At 64.7% G+C, this 16,978-nt stretch carries 19 protein-coding genes; 9 read left to right on the top strand and 10 right to left on the bottom strand.

The window, feature by feature from the left end:
- The first annotated feature begins 1 nt into the window (after position 1).
- Together CH275_RS25310 and CH275_RS25305 are read left to right on the top strand one after the other, a co-directional pair.
- On the top strand, positions 2-1,357 hold the full coding sequence (locus CH275_RS25310) for a sensor histidine kinase (RefSeq protein ID WP_094680883.1): 1,356 nt from the start codon (positions 2-4) through the stop codon (positions 1,355-1,357).
- The gene (locus CH275_RS25305; protein WP_256991207.1) at positions 1,354-2,022 is read left to right on the top strand and encodes a response regulator; all 669 of its coding nucleotides are present in this window, start codon (positions 1,354-1,356) and stop codon (positions 2,020-2,022) included. Before CH275_RS25310 ends, CH275_RS25305 begins: the two co-directional genes overlap by 4 nt.
- 17 nt (positions 2,023-2,039) lie before the next feature.
- Here the strand turns inward: CH275_RS25305 and CH275_RS25300 are convergent, their stop codons facing one another.
- Positions 2,040-2,381: a nitroreductase/quinone reductase family protein gene (locus tag CH275_RS25300; RefSeq protein WP_094681134.1), complete on the bottom strand. Its 342-nt coding sequence runs from the start codon at positions 2,379-2,381 to the stop codon at positions 2,040-2,042.
- A gap of 68 nt (positions 2,382-2,449) precedes the next feature.
- Positions 2,450-2,950, bottom strand: coding sequence for a MarR family winged helix-turn-helix transcriptional regulator (locus tag CH275_RS25295; RefSeq protein ID WP_094681133.1), 501 nt, complete (start codon positions 2,948-2,950; stop codon positions 2,450-2,452).
- A 77-nt stretch (positions 2,951-3,027) separates the two neighbouring features.
- Here CH275_RS25295 and CH275_RS25290 point away from each other — a divergent pair, with 77 nt between their 5' ends.
- The 4 genes from CH275_RS25290 to CH275_RS25275 all read left to right on the top strand — a co-directional run bounded on the left by CH275_RS25290 (position 3,028) and on the right by CH275_RS25275 (position 8,218).
- Positions 3,028-3,936 carry an NAD(P)/FAD-dependent oxidoreductase gene (locus tag CH275_RS25290; RefSeq protein WP_094680882.1) on the top strand — a complete coding sequence of 303 codons (909 nt, stop codon included), beginning with the start codon at positions 3,028-3,030 and terminating at the stop codon, positions 3,934-3,936.
- A 99-nt stretch (positions 3,937-4,035) separates the two neighbouring features.
- On the top strand, positions 4,036-5,415 hold the full coding sequence (locus tag CH275_RS25285; RefSeq protein ID WP_094680881.1) for an HNH endonuclease signature motif containing protein: 1,380 nt from the start codon (positions 4,036-4,038) through the stop codon (positions 5,413-5,415).
- Between the two features lie 26 nt (positions 5,416-5,441).
- Positions 5,442-7,901 carry an aminopeptidase N gene (gene pepN, locus CH275_RS25280; RefSeq protein ID WP_094680880.1) on the top strand — a complete coding sequence of 820 codons (2,460 nt, stop codon included), beginning with the start codon at positions 5,442-5,444 and terminating at the stop codon, positions 7,899-7,901.
- Between the two features lie 5 nt (positions 7,902-7,906).
- Positions 7,907-8,218 carry a hypothetical protein gene (locus tag CH275_RS25275; protein ID WP_094680879.1) on the top strand — a complete coding sequence of 104 codons (312 nt, stop codon included), beginning with the start codon at positions 7,907-7,909 and terminating at the stop codon, positions 8,216-8,218.
- A 20-nt stretch (positions 8,219-8,238) separates the two neighbouring features.
- Here CH275_RS25275 and CH275_RS25270 read toward each other — a convergent pair whose 3' ends face one another.
- Positions 8,239-9,321 (bottom strand): PLP-dependent cysteine synthase family protein, encoded by a 1,083-nt coding sequence (locus CH275_RS25270; RefSeq protein ID WP_094680878.1) that lies wholly within the window; start codon positions 9,319-9,321, stop codon positions 8,239-8,241.
- Positions 9,318-9,671, bottom strand: coding sequence for a DUF4229 domain-containing protein (locus CH275_RS25265; protein WP_094681132.1), 354 nt, complete (start codon positions 9,669-9,671; stop codon positions 9,318-9,320). Before CH275_RS25265 ends, CH275_RS25270 begins: the two co-directional genes overlap by 4 nt.
- A gap of 198 nt (positions 9,672-9,869) precedes the next feature.
- On the opposite strand from CH275_RS25265, the gene CH275_RS25260 reads away from it, so the two are divergent.
- A complete protein-coding gene (locus CH275_RS25260; protein WP_094680877.1) occupies positions 9,870-10,085 on the top strand; it encodes a BldC family transcriptional regulator in 216 nt (71 codons plus the stop codon).
- 135 nt (positions 10,086-10,220) lie between these two features.
- Positions 10,221-10,418, top strand: a complete 198-nt coding sequence (locus CH275_RS25255; protein WP_094680876.1) for a hypothetical protein — start codon at positions 10,221-10,223, stop codon at positions 10,416-10,418.
- Between the two features lie 13 nt (positions 10,419-10,431).
- On the opposite strand, the gene CH275_RS30200 is transcribed toward CH275_RS25255, so the two are convergent.
- The gene (locus CH275_RS30200; protein WP_373453745.1) at positions 10,432-11,655 is read right to left on the bottom strand and encodes a MinD/ParA family ATP-binding protein; all 1,224 of its coding nucleotides are present in this window, start codon (positions 11,653-11,655) and stop codon (positions 10,432-10,434) included.
- A gap of 118 nt (positions 11,656-11,773) precedes the next feature.
- On the opposite strand from CH275_RS30200, the gene CH275_RS30195 reads away from it, so the two are divergent.
- On the top strand, positions 11,774-12,019 hold the full coding sequence (locus CH275_RS30195) for a hypothetical protein (RefSeq protein ID WP_143546872.1): 246 nt from the start codon (positions 11,774-11,776) through the stop codon (positions 12,017-12,019).
- Positions 12,020-12,308: 289 nt separating this feature from the next.
- On the opposite strand, the gene ccsB is transcribed toward CH275_RS30195, so the two are convergent.
- The 5 genes from ccsB to CH275_RS25220 are packed head-to-tail and all read right to left on the bottom strand — an operon-like array spanning position 12,309 to position 16,960.
- A complete protein-coding gene (ccsB, locus tag CH275_RS25240) occupies positions 12,309-13,274 on the bottom strand; it encodes a c-type cytochrome biogenesis protein CcsB (protein ID WP_094680873.1) in 966 nt (321 codons plus the stop codon).
- Positions 13,275-13,277: 3 nt separating this feature from the next.
- Positions 13,278-14,897, bottom strand: coding sequence for a cytochrome c biogenesis protein ResB (gene resB / locus CH275_RS25235; RefSeq protein WP_094680872.1), 1,620 nt, complete (start codon positions 14,895-14,897; stop codon positions 13,278-13,280).
- Positions 14,894-15,712, bottom strand: coding sequence for a cytochrome c biogenesis CcdA family protein (locus tag CH275_RS25230; RefSeq protein ID WP_094680871.1), 819 nt, complete (start codon positions 15,710-15,712; stop codon positions 14,894-14,896). The genes resB and CH275_RS25230 overlap by 4 nt, the downstream gene beginning before the upstream one ends.
- Positions 15,709-16,305: a TlpA disulfide reductase family protein gene (locus CH275_RS25225; RefSeq protein WP_094680870.1), complete on the bottom strand. Its 597-nt coding sequence runs from the start codon at positions 16,303-16,305 to the stop codon at positions 15,709-15,711. Before CH275_RS25225 ends, CH275_RS25230 begins: the two co-directional genes overlap by 4 nt.
- A complete protein-coding gene (locus CH275_RS25220; RefSeq protein ID WP_057475179.1) occupies positions 16,298-16,960 on the bottom strand; it encodes a histidine phosphatase family protein in 663 nt (220 codons plus the stop codon). The genes CH275_RS25225 and CH275_RS25220 overlap by 8 nt, the downstream gene beginning before the upstream one ends.
- Positions 16,961-16,978 lie beyond the last annotated feature (18 nt).

Here is a 16,978-nt window from a genome sequence, read left to right as displayed (position 1 = left end):
TATGAACAGGGTCGATGCGTCCACACGTCGCCGCGCGGCGGCCGCACTGATGGTCATCGCTCTCGTCGCGCTCACGTCCGTGCCGAGTCCCGGCCCATGGACCGCCGCGGCCGTCGCCGCGTGCGCAGTGACCATCGGGCTGGGCCCGAACCCCGTCCGACGCATCGCCGTGGCCTGGATTCTGGGGTCGTTCGTTCTGATCGCAGTCATGGTCGGCTGGGGCAGTGTGTGGACAGAACTTCCCCGGGACATTCTCCACGCCTCACTTCGCATGGGAGTTCCGTGGTTGGCCGGCTTCGCCTGGCAGCTCCGCACGCGGGTGCGCAACCAGGCCGTCGAGGAATTGGCTGCCACACGCCAGCGCAGAACCGCTGCTGCGGAACGGGATCGAGCCAAGGAGCGACTCGAGCTCGCAGAGTCCCTGCACGACGACCTCGGGCATTCCCTGAGTCTGGTTGCCCTCGACCTCGGCCGCCTCGAGCTCGACTCCACACTGACACCCTCGGCACAGGAATCGGTGGGTACCGCACGAAAGCAGCTGGCCCGTGCAGTGGAACGACTGGGCGACTCCGTCGAATCGCTGCGCGTCGGAGCAGCACCGGGCCTGCCTCGCCAAGACACCGTCGACGCGTTGATCCAACGTGCTCGTGAATCCGGCGTCGACGTCGAGGTGACGAGCACGATCGACGTGCCGAACTTGCCGGAAGCGGCTCACACCCCACTGTTTCGAGTGCTGCAGGAAGCCTTGACCAACGCCAGCAAGCACGCACCGGGACTCCCGATCACCGTCCAGCTCACCGAAGACGGCGCGTATTCTTCTGTGCGCGTGAGCAACCCCGTCGAGCTTACCGCTGTGTTCGGTAGAGGCACCGGACTCGAATCCACGGCAGATCTTCTGCGCCGTAGCGGAGGCGACCTACGAGTCGACCTGAGCGAAGGCGAATTCGAGCTCCGTGCTCGGATTCCGCACCGGCCGTCGCCGATGGACCCGATGGACATGCCGCCGGAGGAAGACATCGCCGGTCTCACGCGGGCCCAGCGTCGCGGACGGTTGCTGCTCGTTGGCGCTGCACTTGTTGCCGTGTCGTTGCTGGCGGCGGTGGAGAGCGTCAACTGGCTCGAGACTCGACGAGCTGTACTGTCGGAGGACGACTTTCGAAAGATCGGCGTGGGTGACAGTCGAGACGACACCGCCGGCTACTTGCCCGATCACGAACTACCCGGCGAGGCCGGGGGAACAGGTGAGTGCCACGTGTATGCCGTCACCGCCGATCGATTCGCCGACTCGTCCGGGAGCCGATATCGCGTCTGCTACGGCGGCGACGCCGTGTCCGAAGTAAGCCAGATCTCGGAGTGAACGACATCCGATCGGGACAGATCAGAATCTTGATCGCCGACGACGAACCACTCGTCCGCGCCGGCATCATCGGGATCCTCGGTACCGAACCGGATCTGAACGTCGTCTGCGAGGCTGCCACCGGACGCGAGGCGCTGGACATGACGCGTTCACGCTTGCTGGATGTCGCGGTGCTCGACATCCGAATGCCCGAACTCTCCGGTCTCGAGGTTCTCCGCGAACTGCGACGGGACAACTCGACCCTGCCGTGCCTCATCGTGACGACATTCGGTGAGGACGACTACGTGTCGGAGGCCATGAACTGTGGAGCCGACGGGTTCGTACTCAAGTCCGGTGATCCCCGTGAGCTGATCCTTGCCGTCCGAGCCGTGGCTGAGGGAGGTGCATACTTCTCACCTGCAGTGGCCCGAAGACTTCTCACCGACTCGACGGTTGTGCGACTCGATCGCAAAGTACGGGCGCAGAATGCCTTTCGTGCACTCACCACCCGCGAACAGGACGTCATACAACTGATCGGCCGGGGCATGTCCAACGCCGACATCGCCGCCGAACTACATCTGGCCGAGGGCACGGTCAAGGTCCACATCACGTCGATCCTGCGGACGACCGGGGCTCGGAACCGAGTTCAGGCGGCGCTCATCGCAGTCCATGCCGACGAGACCTGATCGACCGTTTCGCGGACTCAGCGATCCAAGGCGATGTCGACGAACACTCGTCCGCGATCGTCGCGGGTCGCCGTCGCGAGGCCGGTGTAATGAACGCCGCCGAGGTCGACGTCGACGCGACCGCCGCCGTTCATGAAGTTTCGCCACCAGTTCTTCTTGTCCGGCATCGCCACCCCGACTTTCAGGTGATCACCTTTCCGGCTGATAGCCAGCGGCAGTGAAATCTTCTTGCCGGACTTTCGGCCGGTGTAGGTCAGGATTCCCATCGACCGTCCGAGCACCCTGTCGAGCACGGGTGCCTTCATCACAACCATGAAAACCCTGTTGAACGCTGCCGCCGACTTCTGAAATGTGTTCATCGTGTGTCCCTCCGAGCTCGCTCCCGCACCTGATCGCGAGCGTAGCCCTCGAACAGGTCGGCGGGCCATCACAGCGATGCCGACCCGTCCTCCATCGACTCCGCGAGGATGGACAACGCCTCGAGGACGCGCTCACGACGAGCGCCCAAGGCGTCGAAGAGTCGCCCGTGAGCCGCGAGCTCGCGGGGAAAGACGTCGTCCACAACAGTTTTCCCCGTCTCGGTCAACGTGATCGAAGCAGACCGTCGATCCTCGGTGTTGGTCTCGCGCTCGATGAAACCGCGGCGCTCGAGCTTCCCGAGTGCCTTGCTCACTCCGGCGCGACTCATACCGAGCAACTCCGCCAGCCGCACTGCCGTCACGGGTTCGACAGCGTGGCGAAGCGGCACCATCAATTCCACCTCGGCCACAGTGACGTCGGCGGCGGTGTAGATCGGCTCGACGGCCAGGTCCAGCAGCGCGACGATGCGTTTGATCTGGGCCACCACCTGCATCGGCGACGTGTCCAGGTCCGGATTGATCTCGGTCCACCGTGCGCAGGTCAGCTCACGAAGCGAGGCATCGGTCATCGTCACCACCAATATTGTTAACCAGTTGACAGTTCTGCTACGTTCGGATTTTAGCCCATCGACTTCGAGGAGCCCTCTTGACGTACGACACCGTGGTGATCGGCGGTGGACCCGCCGGGCTCAGTGCCGCAACACTATTGGCACGCGCTCGCCGACGGGTGATCGTCGTCGACGCCGGAAAGCCCCGCAATGCCCCCGCCGACCATGTCCACAACTTTCTCTCGCGCGACGGTTCCGCACCCGAAGCGCTGCGGGGGGCCGGTCGCCGGGAGGTTATCCAGTATGGCGGAGAGATTCTGCAGGGCAACGTCACTCGAATCGAGAACGGTTTCGAGATTCACCTCGGCGACGGCACTGTCTTGGATTCTCGATCGGTAGTGGTGGCCACCGGCCTTCGCGACGAGCTACCCGACATCCCCGGCGTTCAGGAACAGTGGGGTTCGGGGGTTCTGCACTGTCCGTACTGCCACGGCTACGAGGTACGGGATCAGCCCATCGCCGTTGTCGGCGGGTCCAATCGACCGTTCACGGTGCATCAGGCTTCGCTGATTCGCCAGTGGTCGGAAGACGTCGTCTTCTTCACCAACGGCATCGAACTGGGTGACGACGAACGCCTCCGACTCGACGCTCGGTCCGTCGGGGTCGTCGATACACCGGTTGTGCGGGTGGTCGTGAGCGACGGCGTCGTCACCGGCATCGAGCTCGACGACGGGACCGTCGTTCCTCGGTCGGTGGTGTTCGTCGGCCCGACGTTCGTCCCGAACGACGGCCTGCTCACCCAGATCGGATGCTCGCGCCTCGACAACGGATGGGTGAGCACGGACCCCGCCGGCCTCACCAGCGTGGCAGGCCTTTGGGCGGCGGGAAACGTCTCGGATTCTCCCGCCCAGCTGATCAATTCGGCGGCAGCAGGCTCGAAGGCAGCGATCGCCATGAATCACTACCTCCTCGAACTCGATGTGACTCGCGCCATCAGCGCGCTCTGAGGCCCTCCACCAGGGCCGAGGAATGTGTCGGTGCCTCGTTCTACACTTTTCGCAACGGGGTCGAATCAGTGTTCGATCCCTCGTCGCTGGGGGGGTGACATGGGGCTACGACAAGCGGTGTGGACGACCGAGGATCAGTCTGCGCTTGCCGACGTTCTGTGCGCGCGACGGACGATCAACGCTGCCGCCGCATCGGAGCTTGCCCTCATGGACCGCTACGTTCGGGGGCGAACGGCGTGCCCATCTCCGTGGGTCACCGGTGTGACCGAGAAGGATCTGTACAGCTCGGCGATCTGCGAACTGGCAGCGGCGCTGTCCTCCACCTTTGCCGCCGTTCACAACGAGCTACAGATGTGGCGTCGACTGCGTCCCCTCGTGCGGAACAGTTTCGTCGACGGCTCCCTCGACAGGGAACGGGTCAAGACGATCCACGACCATCTGCTCCACGCGCGACCGGAAACAGTCGTCGCCATCGAAGCCGAGATTCTCAAAGCCGCCGCAGAGATGGCTCCGGGCACCCTGGGTCGCGAAATCGACCGGCTGCTCATCGAGGCCGATGCGGACTGGGACCGTGCAGTCCGCAAGCGTGCCGCGCGCACCGAAAAGCGAATCCGCCTTCGCCGCCGGGCACGGGGGCTGTCGAGCCTGACTACGGTCATGACCGACGGCGAAGCCGACGAACAGCTTTCGCGAATCGAGGCCGAGGTCACCCACCTGCACCCCGAGGATCCACGTTCGGACGACCAACGACGTGGCGACGCCCAGACGGCACTGATGCGAGGTGAGACACTGCTGTGCGAGTGCGCGACGTGCGTGGCCTCGCGGGATGCCGACGCGGATCCCGAGGCTCCCGCGCACGGTGAGCCGGTACCGGAGATTCCCGCCCCGTCGGACGCGGGGTCCGACGCACACGATGGAACAGGAACCGAGACTGCAGGTTTCGCGCCGTCGGGATCCGAGTTCCCGCTACGGCAGCCACCGGACACAGGACCACCGAATACCGCGCCACCCGACGCGGTGCGTCCCGAGACACCGGCACCTCTCGACACAGCCACGCGATCGAGACCTGGCGGAGGCACCCTGATCGAACGTTGGCGTGCCATGGTCGAGAACAACCCACACGGCGTCCACGTCCTACACCCCGACGGACACGGAGGCATGACGCAACCGCCACCGGGGGCGCTGACCTATGCGCCGAGCAGGGCCCTTGCCGCGCGGGTTCGCGCCGAACATCCGTACTGCCTGCATCCTGGCTGCAACGTGCCCTCGGAACGGTGCGACCTCGACCACATCGTCGAATTCGATCACCGCCATCCGGAACGAGGGGGCTGGACGATCGAGTCGAACATCGGCCCGCGCTGCCGGCTCCACCACAACCTCAAAACGCGCAAGCTCTGGCGCACCGAATTGCTACCGGAAGGAGTCCTGCACATCGTCGATCCGCTCGGAAATCACTACTTCACCGCGCCGACCCTGTGAAAAAAGAATCGCCTAGGGTTGGTTCGGTGAGCACCGCCAACCTGACCCGGACCGAAACTCGCAGGCGCTCGCGCCACGTCGGCGGGGTGAGTTACCGCGTCCATCTGGATCTCCTGCACGCGGAGGACATGGACGTCGACACGTTCGAGACGGTCACGACCATCGAGTTCGATGCGACCACTGCCGCGACATGGGTGGACTTCATCGGGGCCGACGTGAGCGAAGTGATCGTCAACGGGACCGACTCACCGGTCGACTACGACGGTGCCCGAATACAGTTGGTCGGGCTCACCGAGCACAACATCGTCCGGATCAGCGCGCGCGGTCACTACAGCCGATCCGGTGAAGGTCTGCACCGCTTCGTCGACCCTGTCGACGACAACGTCTACCTGTACACCCAGTACGAGCCGGCCGATGCACGGCGGGTGTTCGCCAACTTCGAGCAACCGGACCTCAAAGCTCCGTTCACCCTGACGGTCACCGCTCCGTCGGCATGGACCGTGTTGTCCAACCGCGAGGGTGTCAGCAACGACACTGTCACCACATTCGCACCGACTCAGCCGATATCGACCTATATCACCGCGGTTGCGGCCGGTCCGTATCACCGCGTTGAATCATCCTGGGCGAGAGGCGAACTCACCGTGCCACTCGGCGCGTATTGCCGAGCCTCGCTCGGGGAGTTCTTCGACGCCGAGAACATCTTCGAGGTCACGAAGCAAGGTTTGGACTTCTTCCACGACAAGTTCGACTATCCGTACCCTTTCGGGAAGTACGACCAGATCTTCGTCCCGGAATACAACCTCGGGGCGATGGAGAATCCCGGCCTCGTCACGTTCACCGAATCGTATGTATTCCGTTCGGCGGCAACCGAAGCCCAGTACGAGGCCCGCGCCAACACGATTCTGCACGAGATGGCGCACATGTGGTTCGGCAACCTCGTCACGATGCAGTGGTGGGACGATCTGTGGCTCAAGGAGTCCTTCGCCGATTTCATGGGTGCGTACGCGTCGGCCGCGGCCACCCGTTTCACCGATGCGTGGGTCAGTTTCGCGAACCGTCGGAAAGCGTGGGCCTATCTACAGGATCAGCTTCCGACCACCCATCCGATCGTCGCCGACATCACCGATCTCGAGGCCGCCAAGCTCAACTTCGATGGCATCACTTACGCCAAAGGGGCGAGCGTCCTCAAACAACTGGGGGCATTCGTCGGTGCCGATGCCTTCTTCGCGGCCTCCCGCAACTACTTCCGAGCCCACGCTTTCGGCAACACGACACTGACCGACCTGCTGAGCGAGATGGCCACCGCCAGCGGTCGTGAACTCGACACCTGGGCGGCAGCGTGGTTGCAGACCACCGGCGTCTCGACCCTTTCCTATACCGGCGATGCCGTCGAGCAAACAGATCCGCGCCCGCACCGCATTGCCGTCGGGCTCTACGATCTGGACGAGGCGGGGAACCTGACGAGAACACACCGCCACGAACTCGACATCACCGATGCACGAACGCCGGTCGACTTTCCCGATGCCGCACTGGTTCTGCTCAACGACGACGACCTGACCTACGCCAAGATCCGATTCGACGAGCGCTCCACGTCCACCGTGCGGAGCCACCTCGATCGCATCGTCGACCCCCTCGCGCGAGGACTGGTGTGGTCCGCGCTGTGGAATTCCACCCGGGACGCCGAGATGTCTCCACTCGAATACATCGACATCGCAACCAGATTCGCACCCCACGAGCCCAAGATCGGCCTCCTCTCGGCGGTCACGGCCAACGTTGCATACACACTCGAGCACTACCTTCCAGAAGATCGGCGGAACGAACCCACCCGGCAGTGGTTGGAGGCGTCGTGGACACAACTGCGGTCCAGCGAACCCGGGAGCGATACTCAGCTGGTGTGGGCGCGGGCGGTCGCCTCGGCTGCTCGGCTGGACGATGTCCGGGCAGAGGACCTGCGCGCACTGCTCGACGGCACCCTCACCATCGATGGGCTGCGACTCGATCCCGATCAACGCTGGGCGTTCTGGCTGGCCCTTGCCTCCACCGGCCACGCGAGCGTGACCGAACTCGACGCCGAGCTGACCGGAGACGGCACCTCCTCGGGACGCACCGCGCACATCGCAGCGTCGACAGCGATACCGGACGCCGGGGTCAAGGCCGACGCGTGGGGTGCGATCACCAACCGCGAGGACGTATCCAACGACGTCCTCGACGCCTTCATCACCGGTTTCGGCGCGGGTCATCACCCGAACCTGACCCAGCCCTACGCCACCGAGTACTTCGAATCAATCGCACCGCTGTGGAGCGCACGCAGCATCGAGATCGCACGGCGCATCGTCGTTCGACTGTTTCCGCAGCAGTCGTCCACCGGCGCCGCTGACACGTGGCTCACCGAGCACGAGTGGGCACCGGCTGCCTTGCGTCGCTTGGTGATCGAGCAACGAGACCACCTGGCCAGAAGTCTGCGGGTTCAGGCGCGACTAGGGTGACGGATATGACCGACCACGATGCTCGACGCTCGATCGCCACGTCCGCACTCGCTGCCGGCGGCTTGCTCGGCGGCTTCGCCGTGGCCCGGCAGTCGCACAATCGCCAACTCGGCGGAGCCGTACTTGCAACCGTCGGGGTGGCGTGCACAGCGCAGTGGCGGAAGACCTCGGGGTCGGCTCGGGCCGGCGCGCTGCTCGGGACCTACCTCGTCGCGTTCGGTGCGTCGCACCCGCTTGCGAAGAAGATCGGTGCGTGGCCTGCTGTCACCACGGTGGCCGCCGCGACTGCGGCGGCGTCGTTGGTACTGAGCAAATAGGTCGACGCAGATAGGCCGACTCAGAACACGCCGGTACGAACGAACCGTTCGAGGACGGCGGTCGGTTCGTCGAGATCCATACCCTGGTTCGCCACCCAGGCGTCGTCGAAGTAGGTCTGCGCGTACCGATCTCCACCGTCGCACAGCAACGTCACCACGCTCCCGGTGCGGCCTGCAGCGATCATTTCTGCGATGAGCCCGAAGGCACCCCAGATGTTGGTGCCGGTCGATCCGCCCACCCGCTTTCCGAGCGCCATCGAGGTGAATCTCGCGGCGGCAACCGACGCGGCGTCGGGAACTGCGATCATCCGGTCGATCACCTGGCCGACGAACGACGGTTCGACGCGCGGTCGGCCGATGCCTTCGATGCGGGAGGACAAGCCGGTCTCGAATCCGGCATCGCCGGTCTCGTAGCCGCCGATGAATGCCGAGTTCTCGGGGTCGACTACCGCCAACTTCGTTGCATGCCTGCGGTATCGGATATACCGGCCGATGGTGGCGCTTGTTCCACCGGTCCCGGCACCCACGACCACCCAGTCGGGAATGGGAGCTTCTTCCAGCCGAAGTTGGTCGAAGATCGACTCGGCGATGTTGTTGTTTCCGCGCCAGTCCGTGGCTCGTTCCGCGTGCGTGAACTGGTCCATGTAGTGCGAGTCGGGCTCGGCCGCCAGCCGATGCGCTTCGGTGTACATCTCGCCGGGATGATCGACGAAGTGACACCTCCCGCCATGGGACTCGATGAGTTCGACCTTGGCCTGACTCGTGCTCCGCGGCATCACTGCGACGAATTCGAGACCGAGGAGCCCGGCAAAATATGCCTCACTGACAGCAGTGGAGCCCGAAGAGGCCTCGATCACCGTCGTTCGCTCGGTGACCCATCCGTTGCAGATCGCGTACAAGAACAACGACCGAGCCAGCCGATGCTTCAAGCTGCCGGTTATGTGAGTGGACTCGTCTTTGAGATACAGCGCAATTCCCCACGCCGCGGGGAGGGGGTATCGCAACAGGTGCGTGTCGGCACTGCGTTGGGAATCGGCCTCGATCAGCCTGACGGCATTGTCGACCCATACCCGCGAGCCCGAGTGGTCGACCGTGGCGGTCATTTCTTGCCGTCTTCACCGCGCAGCTTCGACTGCAGATCCGCGCGAGCGGTGCGCCTGTCCTCGTCGACTGCAGCGATGGATTCGTTCACGCGGATGCGCATCTGCTTGAACAGAAGCAGCGATAGCGGTAGCGAGATCAGCACCGCGAAAATCGCGGCCACGAGTACCGGAACCTTCACGCCGAACGTTAAACCGGAGCCGAAGATGACCGCCGCGATCACGATCACGAGTGCCAGTCGCGCGAACGTGTAGATACCCAGGTTCACCGCGAGAGACTTCTTCGCCGACCTACCTTTCGCGGCATTTCCGCTGGTCGGTTCGCTGTTGTCGGCGTTCGTCGCTTCACTCACAGGCCCCAGGTTACCGGGCTCGGCGGCCGTTCCGGCCCACACCCCGAGTGACCGATTTGTCCATTACCTCCCCTTTACCAACCTTGTATCAGTCGAGTACCTAGGGGTTCGAGTGCAACCATGGGCTTCGAACGCAGCAGACCGATATCTCCGGTTCGACGCAAATGCGCCGAACCGCACCGTAGGAGGACACGACAGATGAGCGCACCAACATTTCACAAGGCTCAGGACTCACTGCTCACGCCGGGTCAGGTCGCAGCGCTTTTTCACGTCGACCCCAAGACCGTGACTCGCTGGGCCCACGCCGGCCGCCTCGGATCGCTCCGCACCCCCGGCGGCCACCGTCGATTCCGCGAGACCGAGGTCATGCAGCTGCTGACCTCTCTGACGACGGAAGCCGGCTCACACCACTGATTCGACGGTCGGAATTACGGGTTACCCGTGGCCTCCGCACTCGCACGAACTCATCGAACTTTCTCAGGAATCTTCGACGCTCGACGGGTGCGGAGGGTGTTGCATGACGGCTACCCTCGTAGTAGGAGGTGCGTCGTGATTTATCTACTGGCGTTGATCGGTTTGGTTGCAGTGGTTGTGTTGTTCTGGAAGGCCTTCGGACCCAGCACTGGAGCTGCGCCCACCCGCACTGTCGGACCCGATGACGATCCTGATTTTCTGTGGCGAATAAACCGTGAGGCTCGCCGCGGCGGAAAAGACGGAACCGGGGCCGGCACCGAACCCACCGAGTGAGGTTCGTCGTTTTTCAGTGGTGGTGTGAAGCACTAGGCGAGTCCGGGAACCCGGCCGCGACCGCCGCCGCCACTTCCAACAGTGCCTTTCGCGTGCGTCCACGAAGGCGATCCAACTCGATTTCGGCCCCCTCCTCGAGATGCGGGTCGAAAGGGATGGTCCGGACGTGCGCGCATCGTTGTTCGAAATGTTCGACGACCTTCTGCAGATCGACTTTCCCTGCCCTGGGTCTCACCCCATTGACCACGGCGACCGACGTCGACACCAGCTCCCGATAGCCGTGCGCATCGAGCCAGTCGAGGGTTGCCGACGCGCTCCGTGCGCCGTCCACCGACCCTGAGCTGACGACCACCAAGGTGTCCGTGCCTTCGAGAATGCTCTCCATGGCCGAATGCATCAAACCGGTGCCGCAGTCCGTGATGACGATGCTGTAGAACTTCTCCAACAAGTCGACTGCACGGTCGTAGTCCTCGCCGCTGAACGCTTCCGACGCTGCGGGATCAGAGTCGGACGCCAACACCTCGAGCCGGTGGACGTTCTGCGACGTATAGGCCCGGACGTCGCTGTACCGGTCGAGCGAATCCATGTCGCGCAACAGATTTCGGACGGTCGCCGCCGTCTCGGAAGGAACCTTCTGCCCCAACGTTCCTCGATCGGGGTTCGCGTCGATCGCGATCACCCGATCACCTCGAATGTCGGCGAACGTCGAGCCCAGCGTCGCCGTCGTCGTCGTTTTGCCGACTCCACCCTTCAGCGAGAGCACCGCGACGCGATAGCAGCCCACAAGATTCCTACCCACTTGTGCGGTCAGCTCGAGACGTCGCTGTTGGGCAGCACTGTTACCCACGTCGATACGACCGCCGGACATCAGATACAGCGCCCTGCGCCAGCCTGCCACCGGCGGAACATTTGATGACCGAACGATCAAGGAGCTACCGAGATCGCGTGAGGAGACCGGCTGCTGACTGGTCCGAGCACCCGACGGACCCGGAGCGACCACCGGCATCTGCAACCCGACCACCTGCGCGTCGGCTGGGCCCGGTTGCCAGGGTCGGCCCTGTTGCGGTGCCACTCGATTCGGCGGTTGAGGCCACGGACCGGGCTGCGGTGCCCACTGGGTCTGTGGATTCCAAGCACCCTGTGGAACCATCTGGCCTTGCGGCCCACCATAATTCTGCGGCCCACCAAGATTCTGCGGCCCACCAAGATCCTGTCGCATCAACTGGTTCTGCGGCATCCAGGGCTGAGGCGGCGGTCCCGGTATCACCGGCGGGTTCCGGACAGGCTCGGGCTCGGGCTCGGAAGGCAGAGGGTCCGCAGGGGCACCGGAATCGACAGGAGTGTTCGACGGTTCCGTGGGCTTCACGGGCGTGGTCGGTGCCGCAGCAGTCTCGGCTGACGTCTCTGCGACCTCATCAGGAGCCGACTCCGCGGGCCTTTCGCCCCTCTCGACCGTCGTCGCCCCAGGGACCGTCTTCGGCGCGCCCGAGGCCGGACTCGGAACCGCTGGACTTCGCGTCACCTCGGGTGGTGCTATCGGCGGGTTGTCGATGCTCTCGGGCGGCATCGTGATCGGAGTCGAGCGGAAGGGCTCACGCTGAACCGCGGGCTCCACGTCGGTCTCGACGATCTCGGCAGCCGCGTCGGATGGCGAGGCCGGCAGCACCGACGGCTCCGGCACGTGGTCACTCGGCACGGGGTCATTCGGCACGGGGTCATCCGGCACATCCTCGTCCAAGGGCCGGACGGGTTGCCAATTGTTCTCGTGCCGATCGGCCATGACCGATTCCCCCCAGTTCGCGTCCTACATCCTTCGATCCGGCTCGGATGTCTCCCCCATCGAGCCGGATCGGACGCTACCAGCTGAGCGGCCTGCGCAGCGGTCGAGTTCTAGTTCAGGCCCGCATAGCTGTGCAGTCCCGAGACCACCATGTTGATGATGAAGAGGTTGAACAGCATGGCGGTGAATCCGGCGACGTTGATCCACGCAGCGCGCGTGTTGCGCCAGCCGGAGGTGGCGCGGGCGTGCAGGTAGGCGGCGTAGATGATCCAGGTGATGAACGACATCGTCTCCTTGGGATCCCAGCCCCAGAAGCGGCCCCACGCGGCCTCGGCCCAGATCGCGCCCAGGATGACGCCTGCTCCGAAGAGCGGGAACGCGACGATGGTCGTCTTGTATGCAAGTCGGTCGAGAGCTTGGGCATCGGGCAGTTTGGAAGCGAACTTGCCCCAGAAACCGACGCTTTCCTCTCCCAGTGGCTGCTTGATGCGCAGCAGGAACAGCAGGGAAGCAACGCCGGAGACCAGCAGAATGCCGCTGCCGACGCTGACGATGGTGACGTGAATGGGCAGCCAGTACGAGCGCAGCGCGGGGACGACCGGGGCGGCGTCGGCGTAGAGCTTGGTGGCGGCGAAGAACATCAGCACGATGATCGGTGCGAGGACGAACACCAGCATCGGACGCATGGCCTTCTTGCGCAGAACAACCACGGAGGTCACCGCGGCAGCCGCGGTGGCCATGGTGACGAACTCGTACATGTTGCCGAGCGGGAATCGATGGGTGGCGAAACCACGCAGCACGACCGACGCGATGTGCAGTGCCAGGGCGGGCACGAGCAACGCGAAGCCCATGCCCGCGAGGCGCTCGGAGAGCGGGCGCTTGGGTGCCTCGGTGACGCGTCCCGGCCGGGTTTCGACCACCGGCGCTCCGGCACCGACGAGTTCCTTGGCCTGAGCAGCCGTGGCCTTGGCGGAGGCGTACTGCGCGATGAGCAGGACGAATGCGAGCACGTAGATGGTGAACGCTGATTCGAACGACCAGTCGCTGTACTGCGAGAGGGTCTCGTTGATCGGCATCGGTCAGTTCTCCTGTTTCGAGGTGTCGCCGAGCAGGCGGGTGCACAGGCGGTCGAACTCTTCGCCCCACCCCGCCTGATCGGTGCGTGCAAGTCCGCCGAGGTCTACTACAGTACGTCGTGCCTGCGCGTCGGTGGTGAGTCGCACCCAAATTCTGCGACGCTTGATCACCAGTGAGACGAGCAGTCCGCCCATCATCGTCAGCGCGAACACCAGCACCCAGGTCTGGGCCGGGTCGTGTGAAACCTGGAGGTTGACGAACTCTTTCGCCCCATCGAACGTGACGACGGTTCCGTCGCTCAGTGTCGCGGATTCTCCCGGCATGAGGTTGACGCGGTCCTGTTTGACGAGCCGGCCCTGGGCCACCATCTCCTGATCCAGCGAGAAGATGGACTGCGGTAGTCCGGTGTCGAGTCCGGTGTCGCCCTTGTAGATGTCGATGGCGACGGCGGGGTCGTTCATGGCCGGGAAACTCGACGACAGCAAGCTGCCGTGGAACGACGCCGTCGGAGCGAACAGCCCTTCGATGGCAATTTGGTTCTTACGGCGCTCCAGAGCGTCGGGGTAGAGGCCACCGGGCGGGTCGACCCGCAGCACGCCACTGGAGAGGAATGTCGTTGCGTCGGTCGGCTGCCACTGGATGGTGTCGGTGCGGGTTTCGCCGTTCGGGAACGTCACGGTGAACGTGGGTGCGTAGCCGTGGCCCTGCAGGTAGACACGATCGCCTGCGACACGCAGCGGGTGATTGACCTGCAACTGGTCGTCACGCCAGACGTTGTTCGTCAGGTCGTCTCCGGCCTGGTACTCGATGTTCGAGGTGAACATCTCGGCCTGGCCGTTGTCGAGGTAGTCGGCCGTGAAGTCCTTGACCCGCACGCACAGCGGCTCGAGGTCGGTACCGTCCACGAGATTGCCTGCGCGGAACGAGTCGTAGTTCGCGGGCGTCGAGGTGCAGAATCCGGGTCCGTCGTCGGCGATGACGATGCGGTTGCCCTCGTAGCCGAGGAGCTTTCCCATGGCGATGGCGGCCAGAAGTCCGACGAGCGAGAGATGAAACACGAGGTTGCCGAGTTCACGGACGTAGCCCTTCTCGGCCGAGAGCGTCACGGCTCCGCCGTCCTCGGTTCGCTGGGCGACGCGCCAGCCGCGCAACTGACTACGGACCTGTGCTGCGATCTCCTCCGGCGTTCCGTCGACGTCGTACCGACTGTGATGCGGCAGCCGCGAGAAATTACGGGGAGCGCGTACAGGCTTGGTACGCAACTGCTTTGCGTGCTCGATGCACCGCGGCAGGATGCAGCCGATCAACGAGACGAACAACAGTGCGTAGATCGCGGTGAACCAGAAGCTGCCGAACACGTCGAACAGCTCGAACTTGTCCATGATCGGGCCGAGGGTCGGCCGGTCGGCGATGTATTGATCGACCTTGCCCGCGTTGAGGCTGCGCTGCGGCACCAGGGCACCGGGCACGGCGGCGAACGCCAGCAGGAACAGCAGCACCAGTGCGGTCCGCATACTGGTGAGCCCGCGCCAGGTGTTGCGGACCAGCGCCACCCCCCGGCCGAGCATGGACTGCTTGTGGGGCGGCGACGCTTCTGTCCGCTCTTCGGTATCGGCGGTCATATCGGCAACACCACATCGGAGACGAAGGCGTCGCGTACCCAACCGACGAACTGATCCCAGGCACCGGTGACCAGTGCAATTCCTACCGCTATCAACATGATTCCGCCGAACACCTGTATCTGTCGTGCATGTGTACGTAGCCAGCCGACGCCTCGCAGAGCGCTGACCGAACCGAACGCGAGGATCACGAACGGCAAGCCGAGGCCGAGGCAGTAGGCCACGATGAGGGTGACGCCGCGCGCTGCCGTCGCACCGTCGGTGCCCGCGGCGAGTGAGATGACGCCTGCGAGCGTGGGACCGAGGCACGGGGTCCACCCGAGCGCGAACACTCCGCCGAGCAGCGGCGCTCCGGCCAGTGAGCCGATCTGCTTCGGCTCGAAGCGCACATCGCGCTGCAGCGCTGGGATCAGTCCGACGAACACCAGTCCCATGGCGATGGTGACCACGCCGCCGATGCGCATGAGCAATTCACGGTTGATCGACAGCACCGAAATTGCCCCGAACACCGACGCGGTTGCCAGAACGAACACCACGGTGAATCCGAGGACGAACAGTCCGGCCGCTCCGGCCACGCGCAACCGGCCGCTGCGCACCTTCGTCTTCACCGCCGCTTCGTCGGCGCTGACGGCAGGCGCGTCGGCGCCGACGACTCCGGCGAGATACGACAGGTAGCCCGGCACCAGCGGCACGACGCACGGCGATGCGAAGGAGACGAGCCCGGCCAGGACGCAGGCACCGAGGGCCAGGACGAGCGGCCCGGAGGCCGCGGCTTCCTGGAAACTCGCACCGATCCCGGCAAGGTAGAACTCGTTCACTGCTGCACTGGCTCCTCTGCTGCTACGCGTTCGACGACGGGTTGCAGGTCCTCGGCGAGCAGTTCGCGCAGGAACACCGCGGCAACGCGGTGCTGCCGGTCGAGCACGACGGTCGTCGGAATGACGGAGGTGGGAACGCCGCCCAGTGCGTTCAGGGTGCGCATCGGCGGGTCGTAGATGGAGGAGTAGCTGACGTTGTTGCTGACGACGAAGTCCTGCGCGGCGGTCTGCGACTCGTCGCGCACGTTGATGCCCAGGAATTCGACGCCTTGCGCCTTGGTGGCTTCGTAGACGTCTTCCAGGTCGTCGGCCTCACCGCGACACGGACCGCACCACTGCCCCCAGACGTTGAGCACGACGACGTCCCCGTCGTAGTCCGACAACGACGTCGTTTTGCCCTCGGTCATCAGGTCGGGCCCGGACAGTTCGCCGATGGTGCCGCGCTCGTCCGGGTCGTAGAAGATGTCGGTCTTGCCGCCGGGCGAGACGAACTGGAAGGTGCCACCCTGAGCAACCGCGTCGGTCCCGGTCGAGCACCCTGCGGCGAGTGCGACCGAAGACGCAGCACAGACGGCGAGGACGAATTTACGCACCGGAGATCCTCGGATCGGACGCTCCTGCAGGCTCGGAGTAGACGAGGTCGACGAGCTGGTCTCCCTCGTAGACCAACGAGGTCAGGGACGCGAGCCCGCACTGACGGTTTCGCGGGTCGTGCCAGAGCCGGTCGCCTTGCAGAAATCGGCGCAGGGTCCAGACCGGGAGTTGGTGACTGACGCAGACGGCCTCGTGCCCGACGGCTGCGACGCGGGCCGCATTGACGGCGGCGAGCATGCGGTGTGCGATCTGAAGGTACGGCTCGCCCCAGGACGGGGTGAAGGGGTCGCGCAGCTTCCACCAGTGTCGCGGTCGGCGCAGTGCGCCGTCGCCGACGGCAACGCGCAGTCCCTCGAACTCGTTACCTGCTTCGATGAGGTTCTCGTCCTCGGCGATGGTCAGGCCGTGAGCCGCAGCGATGGGCCCGGCGGTTTCCTGTGCTCGGAGCAGTGGGGAGGCCACGACGTGGGTGATGTCGTGGCCGGCAAGCGCGTCCGCCACTGCCTTGGCCTGCGACTGGCCGGTCACCGAGAGCTTGAAGCCGGGCAGCCGCCCGTAGAGGATCCCCTTGGGATTGTGCACCTCGCCGTGCCGGAGGACGTGCACGATGGTGCGCGTCGTCGAGTGCGGATGTGTTGCGGGGGCCTCGGTCACGTCGGGGTCCTGTTTCTC

It is taken from the genome of Rhodococcus sp. 06-235-1A (assembly GCF_002258785.1).
Classification (GTDB): Bacteria; Actinomycetota; Actinomycetes; order Mycobacteriales; family Mycobacteriaceae; genus Rhodococcoides.
The sequence above is the reverse complement of the archived record's forward strand: the minus strand, read 5'-3'. Positions and strand labels throughout refer to the sequence as shown.

Excerpts from the sequence above, each read along its gene's own strand:
- CH275_RS25310 (WP_094680883.1), top strand. The coding sequence starts at position 2 with ATGAACAGGGTCGATGCGTCCACACGTCGCCGCGCGGCGGCCGCACTG.
- CH275_RS25300 (WP_094681134.1), bottom strand. The coding sequence starts at position 2,381 with ATGAACACATTTCAGAAGTCGGCGGCAGCGTTCAACAGGGTTTTCATG.
- CH275_RS25295 (WP_094681133.1), bottom strand. The coding sequence starts at position 2,950 with ATGACCGATGCCTCGCTTCGTGAGCTGACCTGCGCACGGTGGACCGAG.
- CH275_RS25285 (WP_094680881.1), top strand. The coding sequence starts at position 4,036 with ATGGGGCTACGACAAGCGGTGTGGACGACCGAGGATCAGTCTGCGCTT.
- CH275_RS25275 (WP_094680879.1), top strand. The coding sequence starts at position 7,907 with ATGACCGACCACGATGCTCGACGCTCGATCGCCACGTCCGCACTCGCT.
- CH275_RS25270 (WP_094680878.1), bottom strand. The coding sequence starts at position 9,321 with ATGACCGCCACGGTCGACCACTCGGGCTCGCGGGTATGGGTCGACAAT.
- CH275_RS25260 (WP_094680877.1), top strand. The coding sequence starts at position 9,870 with ATGAGCGCACCAACATTTCACAAGGCTCAGGACTCACTGCTCACGCCG.
- CH275_RS30200 (WP_373453745.1), bottom strand. The coding sequence starts at position 11,655 with ATGCCGCAGAACCAGTTGATGCGACAGGATCTTGGTGGGCCGCAGAAT.
- ccsB (WP_094680873.1), bottom strand. The coding sequence starts at position 13,274 with ATGCCGATCAACGAGACCCTCTCGCAGTACAGCGACTGGTCGTTCGAA.
- resB (WP_094680872.1), bottom strand. The coding sequence starts at position 14,897 with ATGACCGCCGATACCGAAGAGCGGACAGAAGCGTCGCCGCCCCACAAG.